Raw genomic sequence first — 15,868 nt, 5'->3', positions numbered from 1 at the left:
GTCACTTGAGGGTGACCTTGGCGCCCTCGCCCTCGAGCTTGGCCTTGGCCTTGTCGGCGGTCTCCTTGTTGACCTTCTCGAGGACCGGCTTCGGCGCGCCCTCGACCAGGTCCTTGGCCTCCTTGAGGCCCAGGCCGGTCAGCTCACGCACGACCTTGATGACCTGGATCTTCTTGCCACCGTCGGCGTCGAGGATGACGTCGAACTCGTCCTTCTCCGGCTCGGCCTCGGCGGCGGCGCCGCCGGCGGCCGGGGCACCCGCGGCCACGGCGACCGGGGCGGCGGCGGTGACCTCGAAGGTCTCCTCGAACTGCTTCACGAACTCGGAGAGCTCGATCAGCGTCATCTCCTTGAACGCGTCGAGCAGCTCGTCGGTGCTGAGCTTCGCCATGTCTGGCGTCCTTTCCAACGTGATTTACCTAAGACTGAACAGGTGCGCCGGGAGGCCTCAGGCGGCCTCGGCGCCCTCCTTCTCGCGCTTGTCCTGCAGTGCGGCCGCCAGGCGGGCGGTCTTCGACAGCGGGGCCTGGAACAGGGCCGCGGCCTTGCTCAGGTTGCCCTTCATCGCGCCGGCCAGCTTGGCCAGCAGCACCTCACGGGACTCCAGGTCGGCGAGCTTCGTGACCTCGGCCGCGGAAATGGCCTTGCCCTCGAAGACACCGCCCTTGATGACGAGCTTCGGGTTGGCCTTCGCGAACTCGCGAAGCCCCTTCGCCGCCTCGACGACGTCGCCCGAAACGAAAGTCAGCGCGGTAGGACCGGAGAACAGCTCGTCGAGCCCGGAGATCCCCGCGTCGCTCGCGGCACGCTTGGCCAGCGTGTTCTTCGCGACCGTGTAGGTGGTCTCCTTGCCGAGCGAGCGTCGCAGCTGGGTGAGCTGGGAAACCGTCAGACCGCGGTACTCGGTCAGCACCGTGGCGCCCGCGTTGCGGAAGCTCTCGGTCAGCTCAGCGACGGCCGTGGCCTTGTCGGCCCGGATCGGCTTGTCCGCCATGTCCCTCCTCTCTCGTTGCTCGAGGCTGGTCGCCGTCGGGAACGGGGTGTTCACGACGGCGGCTAGGAAGCGCGACAACGAGAAAAGCCCCGGCGCAGGACGCACGGGGCGAGGGCCGGCGAGCGCGGGCACGGTCGGCGGACCATGCTGCGTGCCGATTTCGCTTACCGCCCTGCGCGGGTCGCCCGTCGTCGCGGGACCTTCGACCGTGCCAGGGCACGGTGACCAGCGGTCTCTGGGTGGAACTTCGGGCAAGGTTACGCGACACCTGGCGCGAGCGGCAAATCACCGCCCGCATGTGTGCCAGCTCACGCCCGCGAACGCCGCCACCAGAGGTAGCCGCACACGGCCGCGACGCTCCAGGCCGCCGCCCAGAGCGTGAGCAGCGCCAGGGTCGGCGCCGCGGCGTCGCCCGCCGTGGCCCGGGCGGTCGCCATGATCGGCGGCACGAGCCAGGGCGCCACCGAGCCGTGCAGGCCCAGCACCACCGCGCCGACGCCGCCGAGGGCGAGCACCGCCACCCCGTACCCCGCGCTGCGCGTACAGGCCCGGCTGGCCAGGGCACCGAGCAGCACCGCCGGGGGTACGGCCAGCAGGTGGGCCCAGAGCCCGAGGGCGATGCCCACCCCGACGGCCTTGTCACCCGGCTCGACCGGGCCCGTGACCCCACCGACGAGCCACGGGAAGACCAGCGCGACGGCCACCGCGCCGAGCGCCGCGATCGTGGCCGCGAGCAGCCCCGCGGCCCGCTCGCGCCGCGCGCCGAGCACCACCTGGGCGATCCGGCGCTGCCCGTCCGGCTCCACGTCCAGCAGCAGCTTGGTCTGCCAGGCGAGGACCGGGAAGAGCACCACCGCCGAGACGCCGTACGCCTCCGCCGCCTGGGCGCGACCGCCGCCGTAGAGGGTGCCGAGGGCGACCAGCCCGGCGAGCAGCGGCGCCACCGCCCGTCCGGTGCGCAGGAAGCCGGCCAGCCGGAGCCGGACCAGGGCGGTCACCGGCCGGCTCCGCTCGTCGGCTCCGCCGGCCCGCCGAGCCCCGCGGCGATCGACTCGGGCTCCTGGCCGTCGGGCTGTCCCGGCGACGGGTGATCCGGTGCGGCCGCGCGTGCCGGCCCGGGCTCCCCGCCGGGGCGTACGCCCAGCACCCGGTGGCCCTCGGCGCGCAGGCGCGCGACGGTGCCGGCGACCCGCGCGGCGGCCACCGCGACCTCGACGACCGCGAAGGCCTCCTCCCCCGCCGGCGGGGCCTCCTCGCCGACCTCGCCGTCGGCCACCGTCCAGCGGCGCGCGCCCGGCAACCGGACCGTCTCCCCCCGGTGGTCGCTGACCAGCACGGAGCCGCCGCCGGCCAGCACCTCGTCGATCAGCCCGGGCACCAGCTCGCGGGCGCCCGCGTCCAGCCCCTCCCACGGCTCGTCGAGCACGAGCAGCCCGGGCCGGCGGAGCATGGCCTGGGCCAGTCCGACCTTTTGCGCCGTGCCCTTCGACAGCTCCGGCAGCCGGACCCCACGGAACCGGGTGACGCCGAGACGGTCGGTCCAGGTGTCCACGGCGCGGTCCGCCTCCGCCGCCGTGAGCCCGGCCATCCGGCCCATGGCGACCAGGTAGCGCTCCACGGTGAACGGCTGGTCGGCGGGGAACCGCTCGGGCACCCAGCCGACCCGGGCCGGACGCCCCACGACCCTGCCCCGGGCCGGCCGGAGCACCCCGGCGGCCACCTGGAGCAGGGTCGACTTGCCGGCCCCGTTGCGGCCCTGCACGACCGCCGCCTCACCCGGACCGATCTCCACATCGGCGCCCCGCAGCACCCACGGCCCGCGCCGGTGGTACCGCAGCCAGACGTTCTCCAGCCGCATGGGGAAGAGCCTGCCACACCCCGGACGCGACGAGGCGCCGCCACATCCGTGACGGCGCCTCGTACGGCGGAAGGGCTCAGCTCTCGACGGAGCCTTCCTGGAGGTTCTTCACCACGTTCGGGTCGACCGGGACGCCCGGGCCCATCGTGGTGGTGAGGGTGACCTTCTTGAGGTACTTGCCCTTGGCCGCGGACGGCTTGGCCCGCAGCACCTCGTCCAGCACCGCCGCGTAGTTGTCCACCAGCTGCGACTCGGTGAACGACGCCTTGCCGATGATCAGGTGCAGGTTGGAGTGCTTGTCCACCCGGAAGGTGATCTTGCCGCCCTTGATGTCCTGCACCGCCTTGGCGACGTCCATGGTCACCGTGCCGGTCTTCGGGTTCGGCATGAGACCGCGCGGGCCCAGGATCCGCGCGATCCGACCGATCTTGGCCATCTGGTCCGGCGTGGCGATCGCCGCGTCGAACTCGAGCCAGCCCTCCTGGATCCGGGCGACCAGCTCGTCGGTGCCCACCTCGTCCGCACCGGCGGCGGCGGCCTCCTCGGCCTTCGCGCCGGCGGCGAAGACGATCACGCGGGCGGTCTTACCGGTGCCGTGCGGCAGGTTGACCGTGCCGCGGACCATCTGGTCCGCCTTGCGGGGGTCGACGCCGAGGCGCATCGCGACCTCGACCGTGGCGTCGAACTTGACGGAGGTGGTCTCCTTGGCCAGCTTCACGGCCTCGGCGGGGGTGTAGAGCTTCGACCGGTCGATGACCTCGGCGGCCTTGCGGTAGCTCTTGCTGCGCTGCATGTTCTGGTTACTCCTGTGGTCTCTGGCGGGCCGCGACGTCCGCGAACCCTCCCACGATCCGTACGGGTCTGTGCGGGCCGACGTCAGTCGTTGATGGTGATGCCCATGGAGCGGGCGGTGCCGGCGATGATCCGCTCGGCCTGGTCGAGGTCGTTGGCGTTGAGGTCGGCCATCTTCCGCTCGGCGATCTCCCGCACCTGGGCACGGGTGACCGAGCCGACCTTGTCACGCTGCGGGACGCCCGAGCCCTTCTGCACACCGGCGGCCTTGATCAGCAGCCGGGCGGCGGGCGGGGTCTTCAGCACGAAGGTGAAGGACCGGTCCTCGTACACGCTGATCTCGGCGGGGACGATGTCGCCCCGCTGCGACTCGGTCTGCGCGTTGTAGGACTTGCAGAACTCCATGATGTTCACGCCGTGCTGACCGAGCGCGGGGCCGACCGGCGGCGCCGGGGTGGCCTGGCCCGCCGGCAGCTGAAGCGTGAAAGTCTTGACGAGCTTCTTCTTCGGAGGCATGTCTCTTCCTGGGGCTTGGAACTGGGAATGGTGCTCATCGGCACCGCCCGGCGGGCGCGCACGGTCAGCGCGGCGCGAGGCAGCGACGTTCAAGAGTAACGCAGGCCGGACTCCGCCCGTCCGGCGAGGTCGGGCGGGAACGGCCGCGCCGGCGGCGGGAAGGATCCCACCGCCGGCGGCCGGACTCAGATCTTCGCGACCTGGTTGAAGTTGAGCTCGACCGGCGTCTCCCGGCCGAAGATCGACACCAGCACCTTGAGCTTCTGCTGGTCGGCGTTGATCTCGCTGATCGTCGCCGGCAGCGACGCGAAGGCGCCGTCGGTGACGGTGACCGAGTCACCGACCTCGAAGTCGAGGACCTTGACCTCGGGCTTCGCCTTCTTCTGCTCGGTCTCGACCGCCGGGGCCAGCCACTTGAGCACCTCGTCGAGGGAGAGCGGCGCCGGGCGGTCGGCCCGGTCGGTCGCGCCCACGAAGCCCGTGACCCCGGGCGTGTTGCGCACGCAGGAGTAGGACTCGGCGGTCAGCTCCATCCGGACCAGGATGTAGCCCGGGAAGACCTTCGCCTGGACCTGCGACCGCTTGCCGTTCTTGACCTCGACCTCTTCCCGGGTCGGCACCTCGACCTGGTAGATGTAGTCCTCCATGTCGAGGCTCGTGATGCGGGTCTCGAGGTTGGTCTTGACCTTGTTCTCGTAGCCGGCGTAGGAGTGCACCACGTACCAGTCACCCGGCGCGTAGCGCAGCTTCTGGCGCAGCTCGGCGACCGGGTCGAACTCCTCGTCCGACGCGGCCTCGGTGGTCGGGAACTCCGGCTCGCTGGCGGCCTCGACCGACTCGTCGTTCGCCGCCGTCGCGACCGTGGACTGCTCGTCCGCGGGGCCGGCGGTCTCGTCGTACTCAGGCACGCTCGCTCACTTCCGTCACTATCGGCTGGTACAGCCGGTCAGCTGGGGTTGCCGAAGACCCACAGCACGCCCTTGGCGAAGCCGTAGTCCAGGACAGCCACGATGGTCAGCATCACCGCGACGAAGGTGACGACCACGGCGGTGTAGGTCAGCAACTCCTTGCGGGTCGGCCAGATGACCTTACGCAGTTCGGCCACGACCTCGCGGAAGAACCGGGCGATGCGGCCGAACAGGCCCACGCGGTCGGTCTCCGTCCGGGTCTTCGGCCGGCTGTCCGCCGACTCTGCCTTGGCGCGGGACCGCGTCGCGGTGCCTCCGCGGGAAACCGGCTCGTCCGCGCCGGTGGCGTCGTCGTCGGCAACGTCGTCGACGAGCTCGTCGTCCAGACGATCGTCGCCGGCGTCCTCGCCGCGCCGCTTGCTCTCGGCCACTTCGCCCTCCGTCGCGGGATCTCGGTTCGCACGCCGGGCGGCGTGCGCGGCGCTGGTCACGCCGGCCGGACCAACCGTCCCGCGACGGGCCGCGGCCGGCGGATCGGCCGGTGGCCCGATGCCTCCGAACCACCCCGCCGATGCCACCACCACGGGCCGGACACCGCCGTCTCGGCGGCGCGACCCACGGGAACGGTCAGGCCTGAGGCGCAGGGGTGACAGGACTTGAACCTGCAGCCTGCGGTTTTGGAGACCGCTGCTCTGCCAATTGAGCTACACCCCTGTGCGGCAACGCTCACCCCACCCGACGCGCAAGGAGTCGAGCAGGGGTCACTTGCCCCACGGCGGACCAGTGTACGGGTAGGTGGCCGACTTTCCCAACCGGTCCGCCCTTCGCGCGTCGGCGCCCCGGGTCAGCGGGCCGTGCGGATGGTCGCGCGGGCCTGGGAGAGCACCTTCTCGCCCAGGCAGGTGGCGGTGATGTCGAGGCGGGTCAGACCGTCCTCGGTCACCTCGCGCACCACCGCGGTCACCTCGATCTCGGTGCCCTGGTCGTCGTCCGGCACCACGACCGGCCGGGTGAACCGCACGCCGTAGTCGACCACCGCGTCCGGCGCGCCGGCCCACTCCGTCACGGCCCGACCGACCAGGGCCATGGTGAACATGCCGTGGGCGATCACCCCGGGCAGCCCCACCTTCGTGGCGATCCGGTCGCTCCAGTGGATCGGGTTGAAGTCGCCCGAGGCCCCGGCGTAGCGGACGAGGTCCGCGCGGGTCACCCGGTACGTCCTGGCTGGCAGCTCCATCTCAGGCCTCCCCGCGTACGACGAGCTTGGACCAGACCGCGACGACCGGCTCGCCGGTGGCGGTGGCGATGTCGGTGCGGGTGGTCAGGAAGCCGTGCCCGCCCCGGCTGGTGATGTCCTCGATGGTGCTGACGCAGACCAGCTCGTCCCCGGCGACGACCGGCCGGGTGTACGCGAACCGCTGGTCGCCGTGGACGACGCGGCTGTAGTCGACGCCCAGCGCCGGGTCCTCGACGATCTGCTGGGTGGCGGCCATGGTCACCACGAAGGGGAAGGTGGGCGGGGCCACCACGTCGGGGTGGCCCAGCGCCCGGGCGGCCTCGGGGTCGTGGTGGGCCGGGTCGGTGGCGCCGATGGCCGTGGCGAACTCGCGGATCTTCTCTCGGCCCACCTGGTAGGGGGCGGTCGGCGGATACGTCCGGCCGACGTAGGACGGGTCCAGGGACATGCCGCGAAACTACACGCAGAGAACAATCGCCGATCCCGGGTGGTCGGCGGCGGCGGGAGCCGCGTCGGCCGGTCGGGATCGGCGATCGGTTGGAGCTTCGGGGTGGCCGGCCGAGCCGGCCCGAGGTCAGCGGGTCTCGCGGTGGACCGTGTGCCGACCGTCCCGGGGGCAGAACTTCTTCAGCTCGATGCGGTCCGGGTCGTTACGACGGTTCTTGCGCGTGATGTAGTTGCGCTCCTTGCACTCCACACACGCCAAAGTGATCTTCGGCCGGACATCGGTCGCCTTCGCCACGGCGGAGTGCCTTCCTCGCTAACGGGTTACAACTACGGCGCACCAGCGTACGCGCTGATGGCTCGGACACGCAAAGTGGGCGCCTGTGGCGCCCCTCCCACTGACCACCGGGAACGCGCCCGGAGGACGAGAGTAGCGGTGGCCGGACTTGAACCGGCGACACAGCGATTATGAGCCGCTTGCTCTGCCATCTGAGCTACACCGCCGCGGTGGGTCCAGCTGACCCTAGAGCCCCCTTACGGAATCGAACCGTAGACCTTCTCCTTACCATGGAGACGCTCTGCCGACTGAGCTAAGGGGGCCTGCGCGATCTCCCCGTGGGGCGCGCAGAGGTAAGAGTACACGGCTCGCCCCCGCAGGTGAAATCGGATCCCCCGCCAGGACGTTCGCCCAGGTCAGGGCACGACACGCAGGCGGGGAAGCTCTCCGCTGGAGATCGTTTCCGGGTCGACCTGGGCGCCGAACCAGGCCTCCAGTCGCTCGTACGGCAGCGGCCGGCTGAACAGGAAGCCCTGCCCGATCTCGCACCCGATGTCCTGCAGGAGCTCCAGCGTCAGCTCGCTCTCCACGCCCTCGGCCACCACGGCCAGGCCGAACTGCTGGGAGAGGGTGACGACGGCGTTGACGATCGCCAGGTCCCCCGGGTCGGTCGCCATGCCTTGCACGAAGGAACGGTCTACCTTGACCTCGTGCACCGGCAGCCGGCGCAGGTGGGCCAGCGACGAGTCGCCGGTGCCGAAGTCGTCGACCGACAGCCGTACGCCGAGGTCGCGCAGGCGGCGCAGGGTGGGGACCGGGCGGTCCGTGCCGTCGAGCACCCCCGCCTCGGTGATCTCCAGGGTGAGCCGCTGCGGCGGCACCCCGTACTCGGCGAGCAGCTCCTGGACGCGGTCCGGGAAGTGCTGGTCGGTCAGCGTACGCGGCGACAGGTTGACCGCCACGGAGAGCGGCTGGTCGGCCTGCGCCCAGTCCCGGCTGCGCCGCAGCCCCTCCCGGAGCACGAGCTCGGTCAGGCGACTGAGCTGGCCGGTGTGCTCGGCCACCGCCACGAAGTCCTCCGGGGCGACCGTGCCGTGCGTCGGGTGCTCCCAGCGGGCCAGGCACTCGACGCCGACCAGGCGCCGGTCCCGCAGGGTGACCTTGGGTTGGAAGTAGACCTCCAGCTCACCGTCGTCCAGCGCCCGACGGAGGTCGCCCGCGAGGCCCAGGCGCCGCAACGACCGCGACTCCAGGCCCGGGTTGAACAGCGCGACGCTGCCCGGGACCGACTTGGCCGACGTGGCGGCCAGATCGACCCGTTGCAGCAGCGTCGCCGCGTCGCTGCCGTGGTCCGGGTGCACGGCCACCCCGACCGCCGTGTCGACGTCGAGGGTGAGCGTGTCGAAGACCATCTCGTCGCGGATCTGCTCGCGCAGTCGGGCGGCGAGGGCCAGCGCCTCCTCGGCGCTCTCCAGCCGCATGGTGACCAGGAACTCGTCACCGCCGAGGCGACCGACCAGGGCCGACGACGGTGCCGAGGCACGCAGCCGGTCGGCCACCTCGACGAGCACCTTGTCGCCGGCCGCGTGCCCGAGCGACTCGTTGACCTGGCGCAGCCCGTCGACGTCGAAGAGGAGCAGCGCCACCACCTCGCCCGGCGCCGCGATCTTGACCGACTCGCCGACCGCGCTGGTGATCCGCCGCCGGTTGGGCAGCTTGGTGAGTGCGTCGTGGTAGGCGTCGTGCCGCAGCCGGTCGACCAGCCGGGAGTTCTCCAGCGCCACCGCGGCGTGCGCGGCGACCGTCTCGAAGATCGGAACGTCGCCGGGGGTGAAGTGGCCGATGTCGCTGAGGCGGTTGGCCACCTCCAGGGTGCCGATCACCGCCTGGCCGGAGCGCAGCGGTACGACGATGACGTCCTTGATCTGACGGGCGCTGACCTCCGCGCGCAGCGCCGTCTCGTCCCCGAGCTGGCGCCCGAGGGACACCGTCCGCGCCAGCCGCCGTGCCTGCTCGCGCAGGACCGCCGGGGTCGGTGCGACGTCGAGCAGCCCCGGCGCGTCCACCTTGGCGGTCAGCAGCACCTCGGGGTGACGACCCTGGGCCGGGAGCCACAACGTGGCGTACTCGGCCTGCATGAGGGCCCGGACCCGGTCGAGCAGGACGTCCGCGAGGTCGCCCTCGGCACCACTCGTGGTGATGTGGCGGGACAGCTCGTACATACCGGTCAGCGTGCGGTGCTGCCGGAAGAACTGCGCGTACGACCGGTAGACCAGGGCCAGTGCGGCGCACAGGGCCGTCAGCAACAGGGCGGACCACCAGGTGGTCTTGAGGGCGATCAGCACCAGCAGGCCGACGGAGGCGTTGATCGACGTGGTCAGGAAGACCGACGGAGTGGTGCGCAACGCCTCCCGGCCCGCCTGCCAACCCTGCAGCAGCACGTGGACGCCGACCACCGCCACCAGGCTGACCAGGGTGATCGTGTTGACCGCGAGGAAGAGGCTGCCCCACGTCCCCGGCCCCACGCCCCGCAGCGGTGGCAGAGCCTGCAACAGCAGGCTCGCCACCGATGTCGCGGCGGCGGCGCGGGCGACGTTGAACCAGAACTTCGCCGGCGGGAAACGTTGGTAGACGCTCCAGATCAGCGCCGCGAGCGTGTAGATCAGGACCACCGTGAGTGGTGGCAGGAAGAACAGCGCCACCACCAGCGGGATCTCGCTGAGGGTGACGCCCACGGACTGCCGCCGGACGACGAAGTTCAGCACCGGGATGCTGATCCCCGCCATCGCGAGGAAGATCAGGAACGCCAGCCCCCAGTCGCCGAAGGGCTCCTCGGAGATGACGCCGATCGCGGTGGAGGAGACGACCGCGACCAACGCCAGCGGACCGGTGATGAGCCAGGCGTGCTCCGTGGACTTCCGTCGTTGGTCACGCCGCGACATACCGCTCCCTCAAAGAGGCCGCTGGCCGAGCGCCGTCACGGGTGACGGCACCGTGGGTTACCGGAAGGTGCCCGCGCCCCAGACCACGTCTGTCATCTGAGCGCTCTCCGCGGCGGGTACGAGGTCGGCGCCGAACAGTCCACCGAGGACCGCGGCGAGCACGAGGAGCGACCCAAGCAGTCGGCCCAGCCTTCGACCAGACATCTTTGCTCCTGTCGGGGAAGTGTCACAGGGATGGTGGAGGTTCCACGATCGTGCCATACCCCGGGGTAGGCAGAAAAGCCGTGGCCGCGCCACCGGCCCGGCCGGCGGCAAGGTCGCACCGTTCGGACCCGCGACTCTCACCGTGCCGGGCCAGATCACGGGCCTGGCGGCGGACCACGATCGTTTCACGCCGCGCCCGAAACGACCTTCAGCACATTTCGCCTCCACGACTCGGGCCGTCTCGGACACCACCCGCCTGATCACTGTGGGTGACCCGCCGCGCCGGCCGCCCCGGCGGGCCCGGGCCCGGACATCGACCACCATACTCGTTCTGCGCAACGGCGCCAGTGGCTCCCACCGGCCGGCGGCCGGGCCCCGGTGCGGGCCCGGCCGCCGCACGGGCACCGAGCCGCGTCACCGCCCTGCGAACCGTGCCGCCGGGGTACGCGATGAGGTGTCGGGGCTCGGCGCACGGGCGATCACGCCGACGGCTGCCGTCGCGAAGGCCGGTCGTCGCCGGGCGGCGGCTCCGCCAGCCGCCCGGCGATCCGCTCGATGGCGGTGAGGTCCTCCGGGGCGAGTCGGTCGATGAAGTGGTATCGCACCGACTCGACGTGGGCCGGAGCGGCGGCTTCGAGTGCGTCCAGACCTTCCGCGGTGAGGACCAGGAAGCAGCCCCTGCCGTCGGCCGGGTCGGGCGCGCGCCTCAGGAGACCGCGCGCCTCCATCCGGGTGGCGTGCCGGGACAGCCGGCTGCGCGACCAGCCCATCTTGTCCGCCTGCTCCCCGAGCGTGCTGGTGTGGCCGGGCCGCTCCGACAGCGTGCTGAGCACCTCGTAGTCGGGCTCGGAGAGCCCGACCGCGGCCAGGTCGTGCGCCGTGCCGGTCCGTACGGCGACCATCACCCGCAGGAATGCCCGCCACGCCCTCTCCTCGTCGGGGTTCAGCCACCGGACGATGCCGGCCGGAGAATTCGTTGACATGTAATCAACCTAGCATCTAAGCTTCGTTTCCATGTCAACGAAACGAATCCGTGTCCTCGTACTGACCTGCAGCACCCGCCCCGGCGCGCTGGGCCCCGCGGTAGGACGGTGGTTGATCGAGGCGATCGGTCCGCGTGCCGCGGCGCTCGGCGTCGAGCTCGTGCCGGTGGCCCTCAGCGATCTGAACCTGCCGTTCCTGGACGAGGAGGAAGAGCCGTCGTCGGGTGTCTACCGGCACGAGCACACCCGTCGGTGGAGCGCGATCGTCGACGCGGCGGACGGGTTCATCGCGGTCACCCCGGAGTACAACTACGGGATGCCGGCGGCCCTGAAGAACGCGCTGGACTACCTCAGCCGCGAGTGGGCGTGGAAGCCGATCGGCTTCGTCAGCTACGGCAACACGTCGGCGGGCACCCGCTCGGTCCAGCACGCCAAGCAGGTGGTGACCACGCTGCGCCTGGTTCCGTTGGGCGCCACGGTGGCGATCCGCATCGGCGACGCGACGGAGAACGGTCGGCTGCGACCCGACGCCGGCCGCGACAGGGCGGGCACCGGTCTGCTGGACGAGTTGGTCCGGGCCGCCCACGCCCTGCGGCCGATGCGCGAACGCGCGCAGGCCGGGACGCTGCGCGGACCGCTGCCCGGGTCCTACGCGAGACGGCTGACCCCCGAGGACGCGCCCCACGTCGCAGTGCTCCAGCGGTGCTGCTGGGTTGACGAGGCCCTCGTCAACGACACCCTGGCCATACCGGCCCTGCACGAGTCGCTGGACGAGGTGCGCGAGTGGCTGGCGACCTGGCACACCACGGGCATCTGGCTGGACGGCCGCCTACTGGGCATGGTGCGGACCCGTCGCCTCGACACCGACTGGCACGTGGGTCGGCTCGCCGTCGTGCCCGACCTTCGCGGCCATGGTCTGGGGCGGTGGCTGCTGCGCACCGCCGAAGCCGCGGCCGACCCCGACTGCCGTCGCATCATGCTGGTCACCGGCGCCAAGAGCCTGCGGAACATCGACCTCTACCACAGCGAGGGGTATCGCTCGGCGCCAGTTCCCGGCCCGGACGGCACCACCAGCCTGACGAAGGACATATCCCGATAGGCCACGCCGGCGGCGCCGGCCGTGGCGGGCATGGCACCGCCCGCCCTGGCGGCCTGATGGCGGGCTTGACGCCGCCGGCCTGTGACGGGCTTGATGCCCGGGGCCGTGGTGGGTTTTTCGTGCCAGCCCTTGGTGGCTTGATCGTGGCGGGGCGGGGCTGCGGGGATCACGAGCGCGATGCGGGCGGCTCGCCTGCCGCTCGTCGGCCGACCGAGAGCAGCCAGGCCATCAGTTCGGTGACGAAGCGCGGCGCCGAGGCCGGTCCCGGCCGATTCGGGGACCGGTTCACGCCCGCTCCGAACCGAGGGGATTCCGTTGCGCACAGCATGGGGAGCCGGTCCGCACATCCCGTGCCCGCGGCGGCATCGCGTCGACGCCCACCCGCGTCGAGGTATCGCGCATCGATCCCCCTCGGTTCGTGCCGATCATGGCATGCCGCCGGCGGAGGACCGCACGCTCGACCCCGGACCGTCCACAGAATCCACGCCGGCTTCTCACGACAACATCCGGCGCTGCCGCCGCGCGCACGAGTGTCTTGACGTATGTGTCGATCATCTGCTTATGTCGAGGGCATGACTGAATCCGTCGCATCGATGCGCGAACCCACCTACCTCGTCCTGGCGGCGTTGCACGACGAACCCTTGCACGGCTACGCGATCGTCAAGCGGGCGCAGGAGTTGTCCGGCGGGCGGGTGCGCCTCACGACGGGCACGCTCTACGCCGCGTTGGACCGGCTCACCGGTGAAGAGATGGTGCGGGTGGCCGAGGAAGCGGTGGTCAACGGCCGCGCCCGCCGCACCTACGAGCTGACCCAGCGGGGTACGTCTGCGCTGTGTGCGGAAGCGGACCGGATGGCTGCGGCGGCGAGGGTCGTTCGCCCGACGCATGCGATGGCCTGGGTGGTGCCGGCATGACCGAGCTGGAACGCCGTTACCGGTGGCTGCTGCGGGCCTACCCCCGGGCCTACCGGCAGTATCGCGCCGACGAAATGCTCGAAACCCTGCTGGCCACGGCCGAGGAGGAGCGGCGGCGGCCAAGCCCTCGAGAAGCGGCGGCGCTCCTGGTCGGAGGGCTACGCGCCCGCACCGGCATCGACCGCATCGGCTCGCGATCAGCGCTGGGGCACTCCGCCCTGCGACTGTCCGCGCTGTCCCTGCTGGTGTACGCCCTGACGCTCTGGGCCGGAGCTCCGATCTCCTACCTGGTGACGACGCTGTCCGAGAGCGCGTACAAGCCCGACGACTGGTGGTTCATCGTCCTTCCGGCACTCCTGACGATCGCGCTACTCGCCGCGGCACGGGGCAGCTACCGACTGGCGTTCGCCGCGACGATATCGACCGTGGCCGCGCAACACTTGTCGGCGAACTGGTGGGACCAGTCGTCCTGGTTCTGGTCGGCCCACAGTCTCCAGTACGCGATCGTTCCCGACTCTTGGCCCGCGCTGCTGGCCTCGCTGGCCCTGCTGCCACTGCTCCGCGCGCCCCGAACGCCGGTGACCAAGCCGTGGGCCTGGCCCGTCGTCGGGGCGCTGGCGGTCGTGGTTCTGACGCCGAGCCCGATCAACGGCTGGTCGGACTCACCGCTGATGTCCCTGTACGCGTTCGCCGGCCTGGCCGTCATCGCCGCGCCCGTCGACGCGCGGATGCCCATCGTCGCCTCGGCGCTGCTCCTGCCGCCCGCCCTGGCGCAAGCCACCTACCAGCTCTATTTCAAACAGGCAGGGTGGGAGCTGGGCACCTCCATCACCACGATCCGTGTCCTCACGGCGGTCATGGTGATCACCCTCGCCGCCAGCGCCATCACAGGCCGCCGCCAGGCCCGCATGTAGACACGGAAGCATCCCCGGCTCAAGCCGCTGTCCCGGCTACCCGGTCGCCGGGTGGGCCGGGCACAGCGTGCACGTGCTCACGCCGGGGTGGGCAGCGCGCGTCTACGGCCGGGAGGAAGCCAGCCGCCACCGCAGAGCGGCAGCACTCCTCCGTCGGCCGCCGATGACCCGCCGTCGGCCCACGGGCCACCTTGAGCGATCGCCCCCCGGCGACCGGGGCGACGTATGCGACACAGGCAGCGAGACCGAGCGGGCTGGAGGGTATCGAGCGAGACACACAAGGCCCCTGACCGGCTTCTCGCGGGTCAGGGGCCTTTTCTTACCTGGCCGCCTCCCACTCGTCAGTCGCGCATCCGACCTCAAAGCTCCACCAGCCCTCCGCCTTGCCCCGCAGCAGAGTCGCCTTGATCGCGGCGAGATCCGCACTCGCCGGTACGGTGAGAGCAACGAGAGGGAGTTCCTTGCTGAACGTCTCGCCACCGATGCCGAAGGGCGCCAGGCGGTCGTAGACGGCATTGGCGCTTGGTCCAAGTGAGCCACGGGGCTTGGGCAGGACTCTCACGGTGCAGTTGCCCGACGCCTCGACCCGCCCGGTTGCCCAGCGAAGTCCGTCACGACCCGCAGTGAAGCGGACGATGTCTCCCTCAGCCACGCCGTCTTGAAAAAACGGAACGTTGCAGATGCGAGCCGTATCGGAGCCGACAGCGACAGCCCACAGGCCCTCCGTGTCGTAGGGAAGCCACCCTTCCCGCGGAACGAACTTGAACCAGATCTTGACGAGCTGGTCTCCGACAGGTGGGTCCCGATCTGGTGCGGGTGAGAGCATGGCGACATCATCCTCTTCGGGCCGGAAACGCCCGCCTCGCCTCGTCGTCGAGGCTGTATGCCCGGAGCAGGACGGCGACGTCGTGACCGAGGCGGCGGGCGAATATCTCGGAGACAACACCGACTTGGCGACGGACCATGTAGCGATGGTCAGCAAGGACGCGCTCGCTCACCTCCAGGACGCGGCCATTCTTTGGAGCGTCGGATCGAGTACAGCGGCCGATTTGATCGCCGCCGCCTGCGACTGCCTCGTGGCAGGCATCGACAGTCCGACCCTCCGGATCCTCGCCGGCATCTCGCCGGTGAAGGGCAGCGAGAGTGACGAACTGCGGCGCTGGCTCGAAGAGGCCCTCGCAGAACTTTCGCTGACCTACTACCGGGAAGGCAGCCAAGAGGGGGAAGAGGAGGCGCTCCGGGTCATGGCCCGCCGACTGCTCGCGGGCACCATCACACCTCGCGACCTCACGTCCTGGGCGTACCGGTTCATCACCTGGGATGGCACTCCCATGGCAGCCGAGCTGATCAGCCTCGACGACACCTACGAGTACGTCGAGTCAGTCATCTACGACGGGCAGGGGTTTCCGACGGACGCGGCGGCGAAGGTTGACGCAGACGTGATCGCCGAGGCTCGAGGCCTAGTCGGCGATACAGCAGCCGAGAACCCTGAAGCAAACACGCTCATCCGAGCGCATCACCGACCTTGCGGGCTGGACTCAGCCGGACTCTAGATCAACGACAACGGCCCCTGATCAGCATTTCTGCTGGATCAGGGGCCGTTGGTGCACCTGGTGGCGGGTAGAGGATTCGAACCTCTGTAGCTTTCGCGACGGATTTACAGTTTAGACCGTTCTCAAGGTTGTCGATGAAAGTTTGACCAGCTCAGAGCCGCTTTTCCCTCCCGCCGGCCGGCGTGAACTACCCCGCGCGCCCGTTGCGTGCCCCTCTCGGTATCCGTGCCCGA

The 15,868-nt window shown here is 70.8% G+C and carries 19 protein-coding genes and 4 tRNA genes; 4 read left to right on the top strand and 19 right to left on the bottom strand.

Annotated elements, in window-relative coordinates:
• Position 1 precedes the first annotated feature (1 nt).
• The 17 genes from rplL to SM573_RS09025 form a co-directional block, all read right to left on the bottom strand.
• Positions 2–391 (bottom strand): 50S ribosomal protein L7/L12, encoded by a 390-nt coding sequence (rplL, locus tag SM573_RS09105; protein WP_474611075.1) that lies wholly within the window; start codon positions 389–391, stop codon positions 2–4.
• Positions 392–448: 57 nt separating this feature from the next.
• A complete protein-coding gene (rplJ, locus tag SM573_RS09100; protein ID WP_474611076.1) occupies positions 449–994 on the bottom strand; it encodes a 50S ribosomal protein L10 in 546 nt (181 codons plus the stop codon).
• Positions 995–1,302: 308 nt separating this feature from the next.
• The gene (locus SM573_RS09095) at positions 1,303–1,992 is read right to left on the bottom strand and encodes a hypothetical protein (protein ID WP_474611077.1); all 690 of its coding nucleotides are present in this window, start codon (positions 1,990–1,992) and stop codon (positions 1,303–1,305) included.
• Entirely contained in the window at positions 1,989–2,852 is an 864-nt protein-coding gene (locus SM573_RS09090) for an ABC transporter ATP-binding protein (RefSeq protein ID WP_474611078.1), read from the bottom strand. The genes SM573_RS09095 and SM573_RS09090 overlap by 4 nt, the downstream gene beginning before the upstream one ends.
• 76 nt (positions 2,853–2,928) lie before the next feature.
• Positions 2,929–3,645, bottom strand: a complete 717-nt coding sequence (rplA, locus tag SM573_RS09085; RefSeq protein WP_474611079.1) for a 50S ribosomal protein L1 — start codon at positions 3,643–3,645, stop codon at positions 2,929–2,931.
• Between the two features lie 83 nt (positions 3,646–3,728).
• A complete protein-coding gene (gene rplK, locus SM573_RS09080; RefSeq protein ID WP_474611080.1) occupies positions 3,729–4,160 on the bottom strand; it encodes a 50S ribosomal protein L11 in 432 nt (143 codons plus the stop codon).
• Between the two features lie 185 nt (positions 4,161–4,345).
• Entirely contained in the window at positions 4,346–5,068 is a 723-nt protein-coding gene (gene nusG / locus SM573_RS09075) for a transcription termination/antitermination protein NusG (RefSeq protein WP_474611081.1), read from the bottom strand.
• A 38-nt stretch (positions 5,069–5,106) separates the two neighbouring features.
• On the bottom strand, positions 5,107–5,499 hold the full coding sequence (secE, locus tag SM573_RS09070) for a preprotein translocase subunit SecE (protein WP_474611488.1): 393 nt from the start codon (positions 5,497–5,499) through the stop codon (positions 5,107–5,109).
• A 210-nt stretch (positions 5,500–5,709) separates the two neighbouring features.
• Positions 5,710–5,782 (bottom strand) — tRNA-Trp (locus SM573_RS09065).
• A 130-nt stretch (positions 5,783–5,912) separates the two neighbouring features.
• Positions 5,913–6,305: a MaoC family dehydratase gene (locus SM573_RS09060; protein ID WP_474611082.1), complete on the bottom strand. Its 393-nt coding sequence runs from the start codon at positions 6,303–6,305 to the stop codon at positions 5,913–5,915.
• 1 nt (position 6,306) lies between these two features.
• On the bottom strand, positions 6,307–6,753 hold the full coding sequence (locus SM573_RS09055) for an FAS1-like dehydratase domain-containing protein (protein WP_474611083.1): 447 nt from the start codon (positions 6,751–6,753) through the stop codon (positions 6,307–6,309).
• 126 nt (positions 6,754–6,879) lie between these two features.
• A complete protein-coding gene (gene rpmG, locus SM573_RS09050) occupies positions 6,880–7,047 on the bottom strand; it encodes a 50S ribosomal protein L33 (RefSeq protein ID WP_007073056.1) in 168 nt (55 codons plus the stop codon).
• A gap of 133 nt (positions 7,048–7,180) precedes the next feature.
• A tRNA-Met gene (locus SM573_RS09045) sits at positions 7,181–7,253 on the bottom strand.
• A gap of 23 nt (positions 7,254–7,276) precedes the next feature.
• Positions 7,277–7,349, bottom strand: a tRNA-Thr gene (locus tag SM573_RS09040).
• Between the two features lie 93 nt (positions 7,350–7,442).
• The gene (locus tag SM573_RS09035; protein WP_474611084.1) at positions 7,443–9,968 is read right to left on the bottom strand and encodes a putative bifunctional diguanylate cyclase/phosphodiesterase; all 2,526 of its coding nucleotides are present in this window, start codon (positions 9,966–9,968) and stop codon (positions 7,443–7,445) included.
• A gap of 57 nt (positions 9,969–10,025) precedes the next feature.
• Positions 10,026–10,172 (bottom strand): hypothetical protein, encoded by a 147-nt coding sequence (locus tag SM573_RS09030; protein ID WP_474611085.1) that lies wholly within the window; start codon positions 10,170–10,172, stop codon positions 10,026–10,028.
• Positions 10,173–10,651: 479 nt separating this feature from the next.
• Positions 10,652–11,155 (bottom strand): MarR family winged helix-turn-helix transcriptional regulator, encoded by a 504-nt coding sequence (locus SM573_RS09025; protein WP_474611086.1) that lies wholly within the window; start codon positions 11,153–11,155, stop codon positions 10,652–10,654.
• A 31-nt stretch (positions 11,156–11,186) separates the two neighbouring features.
• Between SM573_RS09025 and SM573_RS09020 the strand changes: the two genes are divergently transcribed.
• The 3 genes from SM573_RS09020 (at position 11,187) to SM573_RS09010 (ending at position 14,082) form a co-directional block, all read left to right on the top strand.
• Positions 11,187–12,254, top strand: coding sequence for a GNAT family N-acetyltransferase (locus tag SM573_RS09020; protein WP_474615899.1), 1,068 nt, complete (start codon positions 11,187–11,189; stop codon positions 12,252–12,254).
• A gap of 572 nt (positions 12,255–12,826) precedes the next feature.
• Positions 12,827–13,168 carry a PadR family transcriptional regulator gene (locus tag SM573_RS09015; RefSeq protein ID WP_474615898.1) on the top strand — a complete coding sequence of 114 codons (342 nt, stop codon included), beginning with the start codon at positions 12,827–12,829 and terminating at the stop codon, positions 13,166–13,168.
• Positions 13,165–14,082 carry a hypothetical protein gene (locus tag SM573_RS09010; protein ID WP_474615897.1) on the top strand — a complete coding sequence of 306 codons (918 nt, stop codon included), beginning with the start codon at positions 13,165–13,167 and terminating at the stop codon, positions 14,080–14,082. The genes SM573_RS09015 and SM573_RS09010 overlap by 4 nt, the downstream gene beginning before the upstream one ends.
• Positions 14,083–14,401: 319 nt before the next feature.
• Here the strand turns inward: SM573_RS09010 and SM573_RS09005 are convergent, their stop codons facing one another.
• A complete protein-coding gene (locus tag SM573_RS09005; protein ID WP_474615896.1) occupies positions 14,402–14,908 on the bottom strand; it encodes a DUF4265 domain-containing protein in 507 nt (168 codons plus the stop codon).
• Between SM573_RS09005 and SM573_RS09000 the strand changes: the two genes are divergently transcribed.
• Entirely contained in the window at positions 14,907–15,635 is a 729-nt protein-coding gene (locus SM573_RS09000; RefSeq protein WP_474615895.1) for a hypothetical protein, read from the top strand. The genes SM573_RS09005 and SM573_RS09000 overlap by 2 nt on opposite strands.
• Before the next feature lie 58 nt (positions 15,636–15,693).
• On the opposite strand, the gene SM573_RS08995 is transcribed toward SM573_RS09000, so the two are convergent.
• Positions 15,694–15,810, bottom strand: a tRNA-OTHER gene (locus SM573_RS08995).
• Positions 15,811–15,868 lie beyond the last annotated feature (58 nt).

Source organism: Micromonospora xinjiangensis, from assembly GCF_056150165.1.
This window is presented reverse-complemented; position numbering and strand designations above follow the sequence as displayed.